This is a genomic window from Streptomyces sp. AK02-01A (assembly GCF_033795305.1).
Taxonomy (GTDB): domain Bacteria; phylum Actinomycetota; class Actinomycetes; order Streptomycetales; family Streptomycetaceae; genus Streptomyces.
This window is the reverse complement of record NZ_JARBAE010000028.1, coordinates 16,530-35,098: the sequence shown is the minus strand read 5'-3', so window position 1 is coordinate 35,098 and position 18,569 is coordinate 16,530. Positions and strand designations below refer to the sequence as shown.

Sequence of the window (18,569 nt, the reverse complement as noted above, 5' to 3'; positions counted from 1 at the left end):
AGACACGGTTGTACCCCGCCGATGGGACCTGGACCAGCACGCTGACCCACCTGGAATGTGGACGGTGCGCCGAGCGGTACGACGCGGATGTGCCGCAGAACGTGTGCCGCTGTGGTTCGCCGCTGCTGGTCCGCTACGACCTCGACCGGGTCCGGGCCTCGGTCCGACCGCGCGACATCGCGTCGCGCGGCACGGACCTGTGGCGGTACCGGGAGCTGCTGCCGGTACGGGATCCCGCGAACGTGATCACACTCGGCGAGGGCTGGACACCGATCGTGCCACTGGCCGAGTACGGCCGGCGGATCGGGGTACCGGGCCTGCTGGCCAAGGACGAGGGAATGCTGCCGACCGGCAGTTTCAAGGCGCGGGGCGCGGCGGTCGGTGTTTCCCGGGCACGTGAACTGGGCGTGCGGCGCCTGACTCTGCCGACCAACGGCAACGCCGGCGCCGCCTGGGCCACCTATGCCGCGCGGGCGGGCACGGAGTGTCTGGTGGTGATGCCCGAGGACGCTCCGCAGGTGACCCGTAAGGAGTGTCTGGCGGCCGGCGCCCGGGTGTACATGGTGGACGGTCTGATCGGCGACGCCGGTCGCATCGCGGGGCAGGCGGTACGGGACGGCTGGTTCAGCGCCGCGACGCTGCGTGAGCCCTACCGCATCGAGGGCAAGAAGACGATGGGTCTGGAGATCGCCGAACAGTTCGGCTGGCGGGTGCCGGATGTCGTGGTGTACCCGACCGGCGGCGGCGTGGGCCTGATCGGTATCCGCAAGGCGCTCGACGAACTGGCCGCGCTGGGCTGGATCACCGGGCGGCTGCCCCGGTTCGTGGCCGTGCAGTCCACCGGATGCGCGCCGATCGTGCGGGCCTTCGAGTCGGGGGCCGAGACCGCCGAACCGTGGCCGGCGGACCAGGCACGCACTGTCGCGTTCGGTATCAACGTCGCCGGCGCGCTGGGTGACTTCCTCATCCTGTCCGCGCTGCGGGACAGCGAGGGCACGGCGATCGCCGTCGACGACCGGGACATCCTGGAGGAGCAGTTGGCCTGTGCGACGTCCGACGGTGTGCTGATGTGCCCGGAGGGGGCGGCGACGCTGGCCGCGGTACGCCGGCTGCGCGCCGACAAGTGGCTCGACGGAGACGAGGAGGTCCTGGTGCTCAACACCGGCAGTGCGGTCAAATACGCCGACACCCTGGAGGTCGGCCAACCGCCCCGCCTGCGACGCGACGCGGACCTGCCGCCGGAGGCCGCCGCGGCCGAAATGACCAGCACGGCCCGCGGCTTTCGGACACCGCGATGACCGAGTCGCCGAACGTGGACGGTCGGCTCTCCCAGTCACCCGCCGACACGCGGCAGGCAATGGTGGAGCTGCGTGGGGTCCACAAGTCCTACGACGGTGTTGAGGTACTCAGGGGCGTTGACCTGACGGTGGCCCGCGGTGAGGTGGTGGCCGTCATCGGCCCGTCCGGTGGTGGCAAGAGCACCATGCTGCGCTGTGTCAATCTGCTGGAGCCGGTCACCTCCGGCCAGGTGCTGCTGGAGAACGAGGACCTGACGGGGCCCGGGGTCGATCTGAACACGGTGCGCCGGCGCATCGGCATGGTGTTCCAACAGTTCAACCTCTTCCCGCACCTGTCCGCCGTCGACAACCTCACCCTGGCGCCGCGCAAACTGCTGCGGATGCCGAAAGACCAGGCGCGGGAGCGGGCCACCGCGCTGCTGGCCCGCGTGGGGCTGGCCGACAAGGCCGACGCGTACCCGAGGCAACTCTCGGGTGGGCAGCAGCAGCGGGTCGCCATCGCCCGCGCGCTGATGATGGATCCCCACGTGATGCTGTTCGACGAAGTGACGTCCGCACTCGACCCGGAGCTGGTCAGCGAGGTCCTCGACGTGATGCGCGACCTGGCCCGTTCCGGAATGACGATGCTGTGTGTCACCCACGAGATGGGCTTCGCCCGTGAACTCGGCGACCGCCTGGTGTTCATCGACGGTGGGGTGATCGCGGAGCAGGGCCGCCCGGCCGATGTGCTGGACCGGCCCCAGAACGACCGTACCCGCCAGTTCCTGCGCAAGGTTCTCAGATAGCCCGCCCGAGCGGGCAGAAGGAAGTCACCTCGTGAGATCGAAATACGGCACTGTCATCGGTGCGGCGATGGTCCTGGTCCTCGCCGCGGGCTGCTCCTCTTCACCCGACGAGTCATCCTCGTCCACCGCCGCCTCCAGCAGCCCCGTGAACGTGGGGGCGCCGCTGCCCGACGCGGTGAAGAGCAAAGGCAAGCTGACCGTCGGCGTCAAGTGCGACTACCCGCCGTTCGGATACATCGACGAGTCGTCGAAGAACGCGGGCTTCGAGATAGCCATCGCCCGCCAGATGGCCTCCTACGCGTTCGGCAACCCCAACGCGCTGACCCTGACCTGTGTGACCGGATCCAACCGGGTGTCGTTCCTGACCTCCAAGCGCATCGACCTGATCGAAGCGACGATGAACTACACCCCGGAACGCGCCGAGACCATTGACTTCTCCACCCCCTACTTCGACAGCGGCGTGAAACTGCTGGTCCCCAAGGACTCCCCGATCACCTCGTTCGACCAGTTGGCCGGCAAGCCGGTCATCAGCATCTCCGGCGCCACCGCCAGCCTCTGGCTGACCCAGTGCATGAAAGACGTCAAGCAGGCACTGTTCACCGAGACCAGCCAGGCACTGACCGCACTGAACCAGAACCGCGGCGTCGCGTTCGCCCAGGACGACACTCTTCTCCTCGACCTGGCGGCGAAGAACCCCAAACTCAAGGTCGTCGGCGAGACCAAGGCCGACAGCCCCTGGGGAATGGGCGTCCGCAAGGGCGACGCGCAGATGCTCGCCTGGGTCAACGGCGCCCTCGCCCACATGCAGCAGACCGACTTCTTCTGGACCGAATTCCAGAAGACCGTCACCGACCCCTCCGTACAGAAGCAGTTCGCCAAGTACGTGCCCCGCCCGGGCAGCGAGCTGACCTACCCGTCCGGCTCCACCCTGAAGTGCTGAGCATGCTCGACGCCTCCGGCTACTCCTTCGACCCGGGCTTCATCGTCGAGCATCTCGGCGAGCTCGGCACCGGCCTGCTGCGAACGCTGGCGATCAGCGCCATCGGCATGGCCGGTGCCCTGATCGTCGGCGTCCTGCTCGGCGCGATCAGCACGCTCCGCATACCGGTCGCACGGCAACTGATCACGGTCTACACCGAGGTGTTCCGCAACACCCCGCTCCTGGTACAGATCTTCTTCCTCTACTTCGCGCTACCCGAAACCGGGCTGCGACTCGACGGCTTCACCGTCGGCTGGCTGTCACTGCTCCTGTGGGGCGGTGCCTACAACGCGGAGAACTTCCGCGCCGGTTTCGAAGCCGTCGAAGGCGGCTATGTCGAAGCCTGCCGAGCCCTCGGCTTCCCCCGCCCGGCCGCCTTCCGACACGTCACCCTCCCCCTCGGCGCCCGCATCGCACTGCCGTCGGTCACCAACATCCTCATATCCGTCTTCAAGAACTCATCGTTCATGGTCGCGATCAGCTACCCGGAACTCACCGAAACCGCTGTCAACATCGTCGCCGTCACCTTCCGGGCGTTCGAGATGTTCCTCGCCATCGGCGTCGTCTACCTGGGACTGGTCTGGCTCATGTCACTGGGCGCCGGAGCCATCGAGCGTCGCTTCGCGATACCAGGAGAACACTGATGCCCCCATGGGCCGGACCCGTAGCCGGCTACCTCGCCGACGGCCTGCGCGAAACCGCACTGCTGGCCCTGGTCAGCATCGCCGCCAGCCTTCTGGCCGGAACCCTGCTCGGCGCCGTACTCACCCTGCCCAGCAGACCGGTCCGGGCGGCGGCCCGGGCCTATGTCGAAATCTGGCGGGGCCTGCCGATCATCATCATCCTGTACTTCATCTTCTTCGTCCTGCCCATCATCGGCGTACTGGTGAACACCTTCACCGCCGCCGCCGTCGGACTGTCCCTGTGGGGCAGCGCGAACATGGCCGAAGTCGTCCGCGGCGCCGTCCAGTCGGTACCCCGGGGGCAGGCCGAGGCCGCAGCGGCGCTGGGCTTCTCCTGGACCGGACGCATGCGGCACGTCCTGCTGCCGCAGGCCGCCCGGCGAGCACTCCCGCCGCTGATCGGACTCGTCGTCAACCTCACTCAGCAGACCTCACTGGCCGCCGTTATCGGACTGCTCGACATCCTCGAAGCATCACAACGCTCCATCGAGCGGCTCACCCTCTCCGGCGGCTCCTCCCACGCGGTACCGATCCTCGGCGCCGTACTCGCCGTCTTCTTCGTCATCTGCCTGCCACTGACGATGCTGTCCCGCTGGTACGAGCGCAGACTTCACTGACGCGCCCGGCCGCGCCGTAGCCACTCGGGGAAGTACCGTGCCCGGTAGACATCTTCACGGAGAAATTCACGGAGAAAGGGGGGCTCCGGCGACCATGACCGTCCCGCGCCACACCTTGCTGAACGCCGCCTACGACTATCTGCGGGCCGCCATCCTCGAAGGCTCCCTCACCCCGGGCTCCCGCGTCACCGTCCGTCCCCTGACCGAACAGCTCGGCCTCAGCCCCACCCCCATCAAGGCCGCACTCGCCGCACTCGAACGCGAAGGCTTCCTCATCGCCGTCCCGCACCGCGGCTACTTCGTCCCCGAATTCACCACCGACGACCTGCTGGAGCTGTACGAGCTGCGGGAGGCCCTCGACGGCATCGCCGCGCGCCGGACGGCCGGGGCCCCCTACCGTGAGCAGATCGCCGCCGAGTTGGGCCTGCTGCTGGAAAAGCAACGCAAGGCGATCGAGGCGAACAACCTGCACTCCTACGGGGAATTGGACCTCGCGTTCCACCGCCTCATCTGGGAGGGCTCGGGCAGCCGACGGCTCATCCCCATCGCGGAGAACCTCATCGCTCAAGTGCGCCTGGGCAACCGTCTCTCCGCGCGGGCGCCCGGCCGGCTGCCGGTAGCCATCGAGGAGCACGAGGCCATTCTGGAGGCGATCCGGAACGGCGACCCGCGCGCCGCGGAGCGGCACATCCGGCTCCACGTCCGTGAAGCGGGCCATGCGCTGCAGCGCTACCTTGAGGTACGGAGTGCGGCGGAGCAGCCGCAGCAGCCGTGACTTCGCGCCACCGCCAACCCGGACTCACCCTCACCGCCGACTCCGGGAAACAGAAAGTGCCGACTGAGATGGATCTCAGCCGGCACTCTGCGGTATCCCGTGGGCTACCAGTTGGTGTCCGAGGGGGGACTTGAACCCCCACGCCCGATAAAGGGCACTAGCACCTCAAGCTAGCGCGTCTGCCATTCCGCCACCCGGACGAGTGGTCGAACCGCGGTGTTTCCTCGCGGCGACATGGACAACGATACCAGGGGATGGATGGCGTCCTCGCCCGTATATCCGGTGGTCAGCGATCCGCGGCCGCCGCCTGCGCGGCGACCGCGTGTACGCGATGTCACCGTGGCGGCACTCGGCGTACGGGCATGCGCTCGGTGCGGTTGCCCGCCGGCCGGACCGGCGGGCAACCGTACGGACCTGTACAGCGGCCGGGTCCCGTGGCCTGGGCCGTGTCTGACACATAGCGCCGTCCGCCCGGAGGGCGGGGCCCGCGACGTCTGGTGCGTGCGATCCCAAGGCGGAGGATCATCCGTGTACTGGACGTACTCGGATGACTCCGACAACGCGGTGAGCGTGCGTGCCAGACGTCGCAGGCCAGGCGGGATGTGTCAGACAGGGCCTAAGGCATCAGGTGGTAATCCGGGAAGTTCCCCGGCGGCCGCTCCCCCGGCGGCCCGTCCGTCACCGCTCGTACCAGCAGCTCGCCGCCCACGAACGCGCCCCGCCAGGAGTGGCCGAAGCCGCCGAAGAGCTCGTCACGGTCACCGCGCGAGCGCGGCTTTCCGTGGCCGACCTTGAAGGCGCGGATCTGTGGCGAGAGCCGCTCATAGGTCGCCGGGTCGTCGGTGGACAGGGTCGCGACCAGCGCGCCGTTCGACGCGTTCATCGCGGCCAGCAGTTCCGCCTCCGTATCGACCAGGACGATCGTGTCGACCGGGCCGAAGGGTTCCGCGTGGTGCAGCGGCGAGGACGGTGGCGGGCCCAGCAAGGTGACGGGCGGCAGATAGGCGCTCGTGTCCTGGCCCGGCAGGAAGCGCCCGTCGGTGAGCGCTCCCTGGTGCAGCGGGACCGCACCGCGGTCGATCGCCTCGGCCACGTGGTCGCCCAGTTCCTTGGCCTTGGCCGCGTTGATCAGAGGTCCGAAGTCCAGTTCGGGCAGCGGATCCTCCGGATGCTCGACCGCCAGAGGGTGGCCCAGCCGGATGGAGCGTACGGCGGGAAGATACGCCTCCAGGAAGTCCGCGAAGAGCGAGCGCTGCACGACGAAGCGTGGATACGCGGTGCAGCGCTGCTTTCCGTAGTCGAACAGCTTGGGGATGACGGCGGTCAGCGCGGACCAGTCGCTGTAGTTCCAGATGCCCCAGGTGTTCAGACCTTCCTGTTCGAGGATGTGGCGCTTGCCGAGGTCGGCGACCGCGGTGGCGATACCGGCGCCGGTGTCCCGGCCGCCGACGAAGGACACACAGCCGATCTCCGGCGAGCGCACGAGCGCCTCGGAGAGTTCGCCGCCGCTGCCGCTGACCAGTGTGACGGGGATGCCCTCGCGCGCGGCGAGGGCACAGGCCAGGGTCAGACAGGCCACGCCGCCGTCGGTCGGCGCCTTGGCGATCACCGCGTTGCCCGCCAGCGCCTGGACGAGCATGGCGTGGACCAGGACGGACATCGGATAGTTCCAGCTCGCGATGTTGGAGACGGGCCCCGGCAGCGGCGTCCGGCCCGCCAGCATCGGCTCGACTCCTTCGATGTACCAGCGCACTCCGTCGATCGCACGGTCGACGTCGGCCTGGGCGAGCCGCCACGGCTTCCCGATCTCCCAGACGAGGAGAAGGGCGAGCAGTTCCCGGTGTTCGGTCAGCGCGTCGAGAGTCGCCGCGACGCGCGCCTTGCGCTCCGGCAGTGGGACGTGCCGCCAGGCGCGGTGCTCGTCCAGACAGGCGCGCACGGCCTGCTGGGCGGTGGCGGCGTCCAGCCGCGGCGGCCCCGCGATGGGACTGCCGTCGACCGGACTGGTGGCGGGCAGGGCGCGCCCGTCGGACCGCCACGACGACGCCCACAGATTGCGGACGCGGTCGTCGTGGAAGGCCTCGGGTGCGACGACGAGACAGCGCTGCCACGCGTCCTGCCAGGCCGTCCCTGGTTTGAGAGTGAGGTGGTGAGTGAGGGTGGGTGCCATTGAGGGTCTCCGCTCTGAGGAGGCGGGAGGTGCATGGCTCGGCCTGGATACCCCGGGCGGAACAGGGGTATCACTACCGCCGCGGTGTTGTTACCGGGCGGTAGTGAGCCGGGGTCGTTGGTGGCACGCACCAGTCATCAATTATGAGCCACATCACGCGATGCCGCGAGGCGGTCCAGGACCAGCCGCGCGGTCTCCGACGGCGTCGAACCGACGCGCACGCCGACCGCCTCCAGAGCCTTCTTCTTGGCCTCCGCGGTGCCGGAGGAGCCGGAGACGATCGCGCCCGCGTGTCCCATGGTCTTGCCCTCGGGCGCGGTGAATCCGGCGATGTAGCCGATGACCGGCTTGGTCACATGCCCGGCGATGTAGGCCGCGGCGCGTTCCTCCGCGTCGCCGCCGATCTCACCGATGAGCACGATCAGCTCCGTGTCCTGGTCGGCCTCGAAGGCGGCGAGGCAGTCGATGTGGGTGGTGCCGACGACGGGGTCGCCGCCGATACCGACCGCCGAGGAGAAGCCGATCTCCCGCAGCTCGTACATGAGCTGGTAGGTGAGGGTGCCGGACTTGGAGACGAGCCCGATACGGCCGGGCTTGGCGGCGATGTCCGCCGGGATGATGCCGGCGTTGGACTGCCCGGGACTGATCAGCCCGGGGCAGTTGGGACCGACGATACGGGTGCCCCGCTCCTTGGCGTACGCCTGGAAGGCGACGGCGTCGTGGACGGGGATGCCCTCGGTGATGACGACCGCGAGCCCGATGCCGGCGTCCGCCGCCTCGATGACGGCGGCCTTGGCGAACGGCGGTGGGACGAAGACGACGGTGACGTCCGCGCCGGTCGCCGCCATGCCCTCGCGCACCGAGCCGAAGACGGGCACGGCTCGGTCGTCGAAGTCGACCGTGCGGCCCGCCTTGCGCGGGTTGACGCCGCCGACGATGTCGGTGCCCGCGGCGAGCATCCGCCGGGTGTGCTTCATGCCCTCGCCGCCGGTCATGCCCTGGACGAGGACCTTGCTCTCCTTGGTCAGGAATATCGCCATGGTGTCCTTCTCCTTGTCAGGCGTTCGCCAGTGCGGCGGCCTGTCGGGCCGCCCCGTCCATGGTGGTGACCTGCTCTACGAGCGGGTGGGCGCGGGCCGCGAGGATCGCGCGGCCGCGGGCGGCGTTGTTGCCGTCGAGCCGGACCACGAGCGGCTTGGTCAGCCGTACGGATTCCAGCGCCTGGACGATGCCCTCGGCGACGGCGTCGCAGGCCGTGATGCCGCCGAAGACATTGACGAAGACGGAGTTCACGGCCGGGTCGGAGAGGATGACGGACAGGCCGTCAGCCATCACCTGGGCCGACGCTCCTCCGCCGATGTCGAGGAAGTTGGCCGGGCGGGCGCCGCAGCCGGCGACCACGTCGAGGGTGGACATGACGAGCCCGGCGCCATTGCCGATGATGCCGACCTCGCCGTCGAGTTTGACGTAGTTGAGGCCCTTGGCGGCCGCGGCGGCCTCCAGCGGATCGCCGGCCGGATCGTTCTCTCCGTCGCCCCAACGCACCTGCCTGAAGCGGGCGTTGTCGTCAAGGGTCACCTTGCCGTCGAGGGCGAGAATCAGCCCTTCCGTGGTGCGGACCAAAGGGTTCACTTCGACCAGCAGCGCGTCCTCGCGCACCAGCACCTGCCAGAGCGCCTGGAGCACGGGCACGGTCGACGGCGGTAGTCCGGCGGCCGTGGCGATCTCCGCGGCCTTCGCCTCGGTGACCCCTTCCGAAGGATCGACGGGGATCCGGGCGACCGCCTCGGGACGGGTGGCCGCGACCTCCTCGATCTCCATCCCGCCCTCGGCCGAGGCGATGGCGAGGAAGGTCCCGGCCGCCCGGTCGAGGACATACGAGACGTAGAACTCAGCTTCTATTTCCACTGGTTGAGCGAGCATCACCTTCCTGACGGTGTGGCCCTTGATATCCATGCCGAGAATCTGACGTGCTGTCAGTTCGGCTGCCGCCGGGTCGGCCGCGAGCTTCACTCCGCCCGCCTTGCCGCGGCCACCGGTCTTCACCTGTGCCTTGACGACCACGCGTCCACCGAGCCGTTCGGCGGCGAGTTTGGCCTCTCTGGCCAGCTCCACCACCTCGGCCTCCGGCACCGCGATGCCGTGGTCCGCGAAGAGTTCCCTTGCTTGGTGCTCGTACAGATCCATGCCGGCTCCCTTTTGACGAAAGTGCCGCACGCCCTCTGGACACCACCCACCGGATGCGGGATAACAAGTTTCATACAGTATTCGTCGACTGTATGCAATGTACCGGGAGGGCGAACGCCCTCCCCTACGAAGGGACAGGGACTTCCTCATGCCCGACGACAGCCAGGAACTCATCTCCGGTGGTCATCTGGTCGCCAAGGCACTCAAAGCAGAGGGTGTCGAGGTCATTTACACACTCTGCGGCGGTCACATCATCGACATCTACGACGGCTGCGTCGACGAAGGCATTGAAGTCGTCGACGTACGTCATGAGCAGGTAGCCGCGCACGCCGCCGACGGCTACGCCCGTATCACCGGAAAGCCGGGCTGCGCGGTGGTCACCGCGGGTCCCGGCACCACCGACGCCGTCACCGGTGTCGCCAACGCCTTCCGCGCCGAGTCCCCGATGCTGCTGATAGGTGGTCAGGGAGCGCTCACCCAGCACAAGATGGGCTCGCTCCAGGACCTTCCGCACGTCGACATGATGACTCCGATCACCAAGTTCGCCGCCACCGTGCCGGACACGGCGCGCGCGGCCGACATGGTGTCGATGGCGTTCCGTGAGTGCTACCACGGCGCACCCGGCCCATCATTCCTGGAGATTCCGCGTGATGTGCTCGATGCCAAGGTGCCGGTGGCGAAGGCCCGGGTCCCCGAGGCCGGCCAGTACCGGGCCTCGACCCGCTCGGCCGGAGACCCCGAGGCCATTGAGAAGCTCGCGGACCTTCTCGTACAGGCGGAGAAGCCGGCCATCCTGCTCGGCAGCCAGGTCTGGACGACCAGGGGCTCGGACTCCGCGATCGAACTGGTGCGGACGCTCAACATCCCCGCGTACATGAACGGCGCGGCGCGCGGCACGCTGGCGCCGGGCGACCCGCACCACTTCCAGCTCTCCCGGCGGTACGCGTTCTCCAACGCGGATCTCATCGTCATCGTCGGTACGCCGTTCGACTTCCGGATGGGTTACGGCAAGCGCCTCTCGCCCGACGCGACCGTCGTCCAGATCGACCTCGACTACCGCACGGTCGGCAAGAACCGCGACATCGACCTGGGCATCGTGGGTGACGCGGGACTCGTCCTGGCGTCGGTCACACAGGCCGCGAGCGGCCGGGTCAACGGCGGATCCGTCAAGCGCAAGGCATGGCTGGACGAGCTGCGCGCCGCCGAGCAGACGGCGATCGAGAAGCGGCTTCCGCAGCTCAGGTCGGACGCCTCGCCGATCCACCCGTACCGGCTGGTCAGCGAGATCAACGACTTCCTCACCGAGGACTCGATCTACATCGGCGACGGCGGCGACATCGTCACCTTCTCCGGTCAGGTCGTCCAGCCCAAGTCGCCGGGCCACTGGATGGACCCGGGCCCGCTCGGCACGCTCGGAGTCGGCATCCCGTTCGTCCTCGCCGCCAAGAAGGCGCGGCCCGACAAGGAGGTCGTGGCGCTCTTCGGCGACGGCGCCTTCTCGCTGACGGGCTGGGACTTCGAGACGCTCGTCCGCTACAACCTGCCGTTCGTCGGCATCGTCGGCAACAACTCCTCGATGAACCAGATCCGTTACGGCCAGAAGGCCAAGTACGGCGACGAGCGCGAGCGCGTCGGCAACACCCTCGGCGACGTCCACTACGACAAGTTCGCCCAGATGCTGGGCGGTTACGGCGAGGAGGTCCGCGATCCGGCGGACATCGCGCCCGCGCTCCAGCGCGCCCGTGAGTCCGGACTGCCGTCGCTGATCAACGTCTGGGTCGACCCCGACGCGTACGCCCCCGGAACCATGAACCAGACCATGTACAAGTAGAGGAGCCCTCCCATGACCCAGGCTCTTGAGACCCCGCAGGGCACGAAAGCACTGTCCGGCTGCCGCGTACTCGACATGACGCATGTCCAGTCCGGCCCGTCCGCGACCCAGTTGCTCGGCTGGCTCGGCGCGGACGTGGTGAAGCTGGAGGCGCCGACCGGCGACATCACCCGTAAGCAGCTCCGGGACATCCCGGATGCCGACTCGCTGTACTTCACGATGCTCAACTGCAACAAGCGGTCCATCACCCTCAACACCAAGACGGAGCGCGGCAAGGAGATCCTCACGGAGCTCATCCGCCGCTCGGACGTCATGGTGGAGAACTTCGGCCCGGGCGCCGTGGACCGTATGGGTTTCACCTGGGAACGCATCCAGGAGATCAACCCGCGAATCGTCTACGCCTCGATCAAGGGCTTCGGCGAGGGCCCGTACACCAACTTCAAGGCGTACGAGGTCGTCGCGCAGGCGATGGGCGGCTCGATGGCCACGACCGGTTTCGAGGACGGGCCGCCGCTCGCCACGGGCGCCCAGATCGGCGACTCCGGCACCGGCATCCACGCCGTCGCCGGTATCCTCGCCGCGCTCTTCCAGCGTGAACACACCGGCCGCGGCCAGCGGGTCAATGTGGCCATGCAGCACGCCGTGCTCAATCTCTGCCGGGTGAAACTGCGCGACCAGCAGCGGCTGTCGCACGGTCCGCTCGCCGAGTATCCCAACGAGGACTTCGGCGACGAGGTCCCGCGCAGTGGCAACGCGAGCGGTGGCGGACAGCCCGGCTGGGCGGTCAAGTGCGCGCCGGGCGGGCCCAATGACTATGTGTACGTCATCGTGCAGCCGGTGGGCTGGCGTCCGGTCACCGAGCTGATCGGCCGGCCGGAGCTGGCGGAAGACCCGGAGTGGGCGACCCCGGAGGCCCGGCTGCCCAAGCTGGGCAAGATGTTCCAGCTCATCGAGGAGTGGACCGCCACTCTCCCGAAGTGGGAGGTGCTGGAGAAGCTCAACGCCCACAACATCCCGTGCGGCCCGATCCTCTCCACCAAGGAGATCATCGAGGACGCCTCGCTGGCCGCGAACGAGATGGTGGTCGAGGTCCCGCACCCTCAGCGCGGCTCGTTCACCACCGTCGGCAGCCCGCTGAAGCTCTCCGACTCCCCTGTGGACATGGTCACTTCACCGCTGCTCGGCGAACACAACGAAGAGGTGTACATCGGCGAGCTCGGCCTGGGCGCCGAGGAACTGCGCCTGCTCAAGACGAACGGAGTCATTTAGCAGTGGACACGACAGAACCGAATCTCGCGGCCGTACGCGCCGTCCTGAACACCGCGCTCGCCGAAGGACGTACGGCGCTGACCGCGCCCGAAGGCAAGGCGCTCACGGACGCGTACGGCATCCCGACCCCGGCCGAGGCGCTCGCCGAGTCCTCCGACGAGGCCGTGGCGCTCGCGGACCGGATCGGCTTCCCGGTCGCGATGAAGATCGTCTCTCCGGAGATCCTGCACAAGACGGACGCGGGCGGCGTACAGATCGGGCTCAAGTCGGCCGCCGAGGTGCGGGGAGCGTTCACCTCGATCGTCACCAACGCCAAGGCGTACGACCCGGACGCGCGGATTCTCGGCGTCCAGGTGCAGCAGATGGTGCCGGCCGGCACCGAGGTCCTGATCGGCACGGTCACCGACCCGACCTTCGGCAAGATCGTGGCCTTCGGCCTCGGCGGCGTACTGGTGGAGGTCCTCAAGGACGTCACCTTCCGGCTGGCGCCGGCGTCCAAGGACGACGCGCTGTCGATGCTCGACGGGATCCGCGCCGCGGAGATACTCCGCGGCGTCCGGGGCGGCGCCGCCGTCGACCGCGACGCGCTGGCCGACCTGGTGGTCAAGGTGTCCCGGCTCGCGGCCGACTTCCCGGAGATCGCCGAGGTCGACCTCAATCCGGTGTTCGCCTCGGAGAACGGTGTGATGGCCGCCGATGTGCGGGTCCTGCTCACCACCGAGACCCCGGTCAAACGGCGGACATACGGTCGCGAGGAGATCCTCGTCTCGATGCGCCGGCTGATGAAGCCCAGTTCGGTGACCGTGATCGGGGCCTCCAACGAACAGGGCAAAATCGGTAATTCGGTCATGCGGAACCTGATCGACGGAGGTTTCCCGGGCGATATCCATCCGGTGAACCCCAAGGCCGATGACATACTCGGCCGTAAGGCATACAAGAGCGTGATGGATGTTCCGGGCGAGCCCGATGTGGCGATCTTCGCGATCCCCGCGAAGTTCGTTCCCGCCGCGCTCGAAGAGGTCGGCCGCAAGGGCATTCCGAACGCCGTCCTCATCCCGTCCGGCTTCGCCGAGACCGGCGAGCACGAACTCCAGGCACGGATCGTGTCGATCGCCGAGGAGTACGGCGTCCGGCTGCTGGGGCCGAACATCTACGGCTACTACTCCACCTGGCAGGACCTCTGCGCGACCTTCTGCACGCCGTACGACGTCAAGGGCGGCGTGGCGCTGACCTCGCAGTCCGGCGGTATCGGGATGGCGATCCTCGGATTCGCCAGGACCACCAAGACGGGTGTCTCGGCCATCGTCGGCCTCGGCAACAAGTCGGACCTCGACGAGGACGACCTGCTGACCTGGTTCGGCGAGGACCCCAACACCGAGTGCATCGCGATGCACCTGGAGGATCTCAAGGACGGCCGGGCCTTCGTCGAGGCGGCTCGCGCCACCGTGCCGAAGAAGCCGGTGGTGGTCCTCAAGGCCGGACGTACGGCGGCCGGTGCCAAGGCGGCCGGTTCGCACACCGGTGCGCTCGCCGGTGACGACGCGGTGTACGACGACGTCCTGCGGCAGGCCGGCGTCATCCGGGCGCCCGGTCTCAACGAGATGCTGGAGTACGCGCGGGCCCTTCCCGTGCTGCCCACTCCGCAGGGCGACAATGTCGTCATCATCACCGGCGCCGGCGGCTCGGGCGTGCTGCTCTCGGACGCCATCGTCGACAACGGTCTGTCGCTGATGGAGATCCCGCCGGACCTGGACGAGGCGTTCCGGAAGTTCATTCCGCCCTTCGGCGCGGCGGGCAACCCGGTGGACATCACCGGCGGCGAACCACCGTCCACGTACGAGGCGACGATCCGGCTCGGCCTGGAGGACCCGCGGATCCACTCGCTGGTCCTGGGCTACTGGCACACGATCGTCACACCGCCGATGGTCTTCGCCGAACTGACGGCGCGGGTCGTGGCCGAGTTCCGCGCGCGTGGCATCCAGAAGCCCGTCGTGGCCTCCCTCGCGGGCGATGTCGAGGTCGAGGAGGCGTGCCAGTACCTCTTCGAGCACGGTGTCGTGGCCTACCCGTACACCACCGAGAGGCCGGTGGAGGTGCTCGGCGCGAAGTACCGCTGGGCGCGGGCGGCGGGTCTGCTGTGACCCACATGTATGACGCACCGTCAGTTCGAGCTGGCGGCCGGCGGGTTGGGGGGCGGTCGATGACCTGACCTGCCCGTGCGAGCACGAAAGGTATTGGACAGGGGGCGCTGGCCAGGCTCTTTCGATGCAAGGGGTGCGACACACATGACAACGACTCAACTTCCCACCTCCGTACCATTCAAGGAGGTGTCGGACCGCAACGGCCGTGTGTACCGGATCGGTGAGACCGACCGGGACATCATGGGCCGCCCACGATGGACGATGGTGCTCTTCCCCTGGATGGGCATGCTCGGCATCAGTTCGTCGGAGTACGCGTTCACCTCGGCGGAGGACACTCTGCACGAGGCCCATCTCTGGAACAGCGGACACATCTTCTGGCTGATGGGCGTCTGGATCTTCTTCCAGGCGGCCGTCGCCTTCCCCGCCGGACAGCTCCGTGAGAGCGGCAGGCTGCCCGCCCGCTACGCCATGATGCTCGGCGCGCTCGGCACACTGCTGGGCTATGTCTCCCTCGCCTACGCGCCGCATGTGATCGTGGCGTACATCGGCTTCGGAATGTTCAGCGGTATCGGCGCGGGTCTGGTCTATGCCACCTGCGTCAATATGGTCGGCAAGTGGTATCCGGAGCGCAAGGGAGGCAAGACCGGCCTCGTCAACGGCGGTTTCGCCTACGGTTCCGTGCCCTTCGTCTTCCTCTTCACCTCGTACATGGACCTCAGCAACTACCAGGGCGTGCTGGTGCTCGTCGGTGTGATCTGCTGCGCCGTCGTCGCGTTCGCCGGATGGTTCTTCAAGGACCCGCCGAAGTACTGGTGGCCCACGGGCGCCGACCCGCTGAAGGTGTCCGAGGACCCGAGGGTCCGGCGGGCACTGGCGAAGAACCCGCCGGCGGTCAAGCAGTACACACCCAGGGAAGCGGCACGCACACCGGTGCTGTGGATGATGTGGTTCTGTCTGCTCTGCACGGCCGGGATCAACATCTTCGGAATCGCCTTCCAGGTGCCCTTCGGCAAGGACATGGGATTCGCGGGCGGGATCGTGGCCACCGCGATGTCGCTCAAGGCGATCGTGAACGGCACGGGGCGCGGTGTCATCGGCTGGATATCCGACCGGTACGGGCGCCGTAACACACTGATCATCGTCTGTCTGGTCCTGGGCAGTGCGCAGTTCGGCGTGCTGATCTCCGGGTCCATGGGCAGTATGCCGTTCTTCCTGTTCTGCTCGATGGTCTCCGGCTTCGGCGGCGGGGCGATCTTCCCGCTGTTCGCGGCGATGACCGCGGACTACTTCGGCGAGAACAACAACGCTTCCAACTACGGCATGGTCTACAGCTCCAAGCTCATCTCGGGGCTGGTCGGCTCCGGTATGGGAGCCGTGGTGGTGGGCGCCTGGGACTACAAGGGCGCCTTCATCATCGCCGGCGGTATCGGCCTCGCCTCCGCGGTGCTGGCCCTGTTCCTGAAGGCGCCCGGCAGGCCGGACGCCAAGAAGATCGAACCCAATCCGAACCCGATCGGCCGGGAGATCGCCTGATATGACAGCGGAACCTCTCTCCGGTACGTCCGCGTCGGCTTCGGCCGGCGCGGGCTACCGCGAAATCACTGACGCTCGTGGCCGTGTCTACCGGGTCGGCGAGACCGACCGGCAGATCCTTGGACACTCCCGCAAACTCATGGTGTATCTGCCGTGGGTCGCCATGATGGCCATCAGCGTCTTCGAGTACGCGTACGGATCGGCGGAGGATGTCCTCTCGGCCGCGCACGGCTGGACCCAGAGCAACACCTTCTGGATCCTGAGCGTCTGGGTGTTCTTCCAGGCCGGTGTCGCCTTCCCGGCGGGCTGGTTACGGGAGAAAGGGATACTGACGGCGCGTGGTGCCACGATGATCGGCGCCGTGCTCTCCTTCGTGGGCTTCCTGTCCATCTCCCACTTCCACAATGTGTCGGCCGCCGTGCTGGGATTCGGTCTGCTCGGCGGCGTCGGCTCCGGGCTGGTCTACGCCACCTGCATCAATATGGTGGCCAAGTGGTTCCCGGAGCGGCGGGGCGGAAAGACCGGCTTCGTCAACGGCGGATTCGCCTACGGCGCGGTCCCGTTCATCTTCATCTTCAACTACGCGTTCGACACCAGTAACTACCAGGCGGTGCTGGACCTGATCGGGGTCTACATCCTGGTCGTCGTGGCCGTCTGCGCCTGGTTCTTCAGGGACCCGCCACAGAACTGGTGGCCGGCCGATGTCGATCCGCTGAAGGTGGAGGCGGGCAGCAAGAACGCGATCACGCTGGCCAAGAACCCGCCCGCGTCGAAGCAGTACCGGCCCAAGGAGGCCATCAGGACCGGCATGCTGCCGCTGATCTGGGTGCTGCTGGTGATCACCGCCGGTGTGTCCATCTTCGGCATCTCCTTCCAGGTGCCGTTCGCCAAGGACGTCGGCTTCGGACCGCTCGTCGCCGCCTCGTCGGCCGGTGTGCTCTCCGTGGTCAACGGCATCGGGAGAGGCGTCGTCGGCTGGCTCTCCGACCTCTGGGGACGCAAGATCACACTGATCTTCGTGATCACGGTGCTCGGCCTGGCGCAGTTCGGAATCCTGTGGGCGGGCAACTCCAGGAACGAGGTCCTGTTCCTCGTGTTCGCCTTTGTCTCGGGCTTCGGCGGCGGAGCCTTCTATCCGTTGTTCGCGGCGCTCACTCCGGACTACTTCGGAGAGAACTACAACGCCACCAACTACGGTCTCGCCTACAGCGGCAAGCTGGTCAGCGGCTTGTTCGGTGGCGGACTCGGCGCGATGGCGATCGACTCCTGGGGATACGACGGGGCGTACATCCTCGCCGGCGGACTCTCCCTGGTGGCCGCGGCCCTGGCCACGCTGCTGCGCAATCCCGGGCTGCCACGAGGCAAGACGATCGTGCCCACTCCGCAGCCGGCAGGCGGGTGAGCCGAGGGGCCCACGAGCTCGGTCGAGCGCATGGACCCGACACGAACGGACGGCCCTCCGCACGGCATTCACTCAGCCGCGCGGAGGGCCGCCGTCGCGTGTGACGCCCCCTGTTCGTCACACGCGCCGCGTTGTCACACTCCGCTGGTAGTCGCTCGCCCCGTAGTCGCGCGCCCGTGTCATCACTGGCCATGCGATCGAGCTCTCGTCATCGCTCGTCGGTGTCATCGCTCGTCGGTGTCAGGGAGCGCTCGTGTCTTCACACTCTCCCGTCGTCGCCAGTGCCGCGACCGGCGAGATCCACACGACAGGTCCAGTCGCATCGGACTTCCGGGTCACATGGAGCCGTCGTGCACGAACTGCGTGGAGCGGCAGTTGAAGTCAGCGCCGCCGGCACCGTCGCGCAGACAGGCCTCCAGTGTGTAGGTGCCCGTGATCGGCATCGGCAGCCAGCCGGAGACGCCGTTGGCGTTACCTCCGCACGTCCCCGAGCCGTTCGCGGCCTGGGCGGTGTAGGAGAAGCTGCCCTTGGTGAGGTGCACGATGGCCCGGTAGCCGTCGGCGGTGCCCTTGTCGCAGATCGAGACACTGTAGGAGTCGGAGGACAGAGTGACGCTGGCGAAGGCGGAACCGCCCTTCTCCGACGACCAACTCTGCGTGGTTGAACGCGAGTATGCCTCCGCGGTGCCGGTGGAGAGCATAACCATCGCCGTCGCCGAGGCGGTGGCGCCGGCAATCATCGCGACGCGTCGTAGCCGCATGTGTTCTCCGATTCATCAGTGTGAGTGTGTCCGCTGATGAAGATGCTGCTCCGCCGACATTGGACAAACCTTGAGGAAACCTTGTACGCATCGCGCGCCGGCCTGACGGTTACGGTCGGTCAGGCGCCAGGAGTCACC

The 18,569-nt window shown here is 67.8% G+C and carries 15 protein-coding genes and 1 tRNA gene; 11 read left to right on the top strand and 5 right to left on the bottom strand.

The window, feature by feature from the left end; translation table 11 throughout:
* The first annotated feature begins 8 nt into the window (after window positions 1–8).
* The 6 genes from PV679_RS23820 (at window position 9) to PV679_RS23795 (ending at window position 5,137) form a co-directional block, all read left to right on the top strand.
* The gene (locus PV679_RS23820; protein ID WP_319682410.1) at window positions 9–1,298 is read left to right on the top strand and encodes a threonine synthase; all 1,290 of its coding nucleotides are present in this window, start codon (window positions 9–11) and stop codon (window positions 1,296–1,298) included.
* Between the two features lie 59 nt (window positions 1,299–1,357).
* Window positions 1,358–2,083 carry an amino acid ABC transporter ATP-binding protein gene (locus tag PV679_RS23815; RefSeq protein ID WP_319682448.1) on the top strand — a complete coding sequence of 242 codons (726 nt, stop codon included), beginning with the start codon at window positions 1,358–1,360 and terminating at the stop codon, window positions 2,081–2,083.
* A gap of 31 nt (window positions 2,084–2,114) precedes the next feature.
* Complete coding sequence (locus PV679_RS23810) at window positions 2,115–3,023, top strand: transporter substrate-binding domain-containing protein (protein ID WP_319682409.1); 909 nt, start codon at window positions 2,115–2,117, stop codon at window positions 3,021–3,023.
* 2 nt (window positions 3,024–3,025) lie between these two features.
* Window positions 3,026–3,706 (top strand): amino acid ABC transporter permease, encoded by a 681-nt coding sequence (locus PV679_RS23805; RefSeq protein WP_319682408.1) that lies wholly within the window; start codon window positions 3,026–3,028, stop codon window positions 3,704–3,706.
* Window positions 3,706–4,362 carry an amino acid ABC transporter permease gene (locus PV679_RS23800; RefSeq protein WP_319682407.1) on the top strand — a complete coding sequence of 219 codons (657 nt, stop codon included), beginning with the start codon at window positions 3,706–3,708 and terminating at the stop codon, window positions 4,360–4,362. Before PV679_RS23805 ends, PV679_RS23800 begins: the two co-directional genes overlap by 1 nt.
* A 94-nt stretch (window positions 4,363–4,456) precedes the next feature.
* Window positions 4,457–5,137, top strand: a complete 681-nt coding sequence (locus tag PV679_RS23795) for a GntR family transcriptional regulator (RefSeq protein WP_319682406.1) — start codon at window positions 4,457–4,459, stop codon at window positions 5,135–5,137.
* A gap of 112 nt (window positions 5,138–5,249) precedes the next feature.
* Here PV679_RS23795 and PV679_RS23790 read toward each other — a convergent pair.
* The 4 genes from PV679_RS23790 to sucC all read right to left on the bottom strand — a co-directional run bounded on the left by PV679_RS23790 (window position 5,250) and on the right by sucC (window position 9,494).
* A tRNA-Leu gene (locus tag PV679_RS23790) sits at window positions 5,250–5,337 on the bottom strand.
* A gap of 416 nt (window positions 5,338–5,753) precedes the next feature.
* Entirely contained in the window at window positions 5,754–7,307 is a 1,554-nt protein-coding gene (locus PV679_RS23785) for an aldehyde dehydrogenase family protein (protein ID WP_319682405.1), read from the bottom strand.
* 137 nt (window positions 7,308–7,444) lie between these two features.
* Window positions 7,445–8,347: a succinate--CoA ligase subunit alpha gene (sucD, locus tag PV679_RS23780; protein WP_319682404.1), complete on the bottom strand. Its 903-nt coding sequence runs from the start codon at window positions 8,345–8,347 to the stop codon at window positions 7,445–7,447.
* Window positions 8,348–8,363: 16 nt separating this feature from the next.
* On the bottom strand, window positions 8,364–9,494 hold the full coding sequence (gene sucC / locus PV679_RS23775; protein WP_319682403.1) for an ADP-forming succinate--CoA ligase subunit beta: 1,131 nt from the start codon (window positions 9,492–9,494) through the stop codon (window positions 8,364–8,366).
* A 148-nt stretch (window positions 9,495–9,642) separates the two neighbouring features.
* Between sucC and PV679_RS23770 the strand changes: the two genes are divergently transcribed.
* From PV679_RS23770 to PV679_RS23750, 5 genes are all read left to right on the top strand, one after another.
* The gene (locus tag PV679_RS23770; protein WP_319682402.1) at window positions 9,643–11,325 is read left to right on the top strand and encodes a thiamine pyrophosphate-binding protein; all 1,683 of its coding nucleotides are present in this window, start codon (window positions 9,643–9,645) and stop codon (window positions 11,323–11,325) included.
* A 12-nt stretch (window positions 11,326–11,337) separates the two neighbouring features.
* Window positions 11,338–12,594: a formyl-CoA transferase gene (gene frc, locus PV679_RS23765; RefSeq protein WP_319682401.1), complete on the top strand. Its 1,257-nt coding sequence runs from the start codon at window positions 11,338–11,340 to the stop codon at window positions 12,592–12,594.
* 2 nt (window positions 12,595–12,596) lie between these two features.
* Window positions 12,597–14,735, top strand: coding sequence for an acetate--CoA ligase family protein (locus PV679_RS23760; RefSeq protein ID WP_319682400.1), 2,139 nt, complete (start codon window positions 12,597–12,599; stop codon window positions 14,733–14,735).
* 144 nt (window positions 14,736–14,879) lie between these two features.
* A complete protein-coding gene (locus PV679_RS23755; RefSeq protein ID WP_319682399.1) occupies window positions 14,880–16,268 on the top strand; it encodes an OFA family MFS transporter in 1,389 nt (462 codons plus the stop codon).
* 1 nt (window position 16,269) lies between these two features.
* Window positions 16,270–17,670, top strand: a complete 1,401-nt coding sequence (locus tag PV679_RS23750; RefSeq protein ID WP_319682398.1) for an OFA family MFS transporter — start codon at window positions 16,270–16,272, stop codon at window positions 17,668–17,670.
* Between the two features lie 335 nt (window positions 17,671–18,005).
* Here the strand turns inward: PV679_RS23750 and PV679_RS23745 are convergent, their stop codons facing one another.
* The gene (locus tag PV679_RS23745; protein WP_319682397.1) at window positions 18,006–18,431 is read right to left on the bottom strand and encodes a hypothetical protein; all 426 of its coding nucleotides are present in this window, start codon (window positions 18,429–18,431) and stop codon (window positions 18,006–18,008) included.
* Window positions 18,432–18,569: the final 138 nt, after the last annotated feature.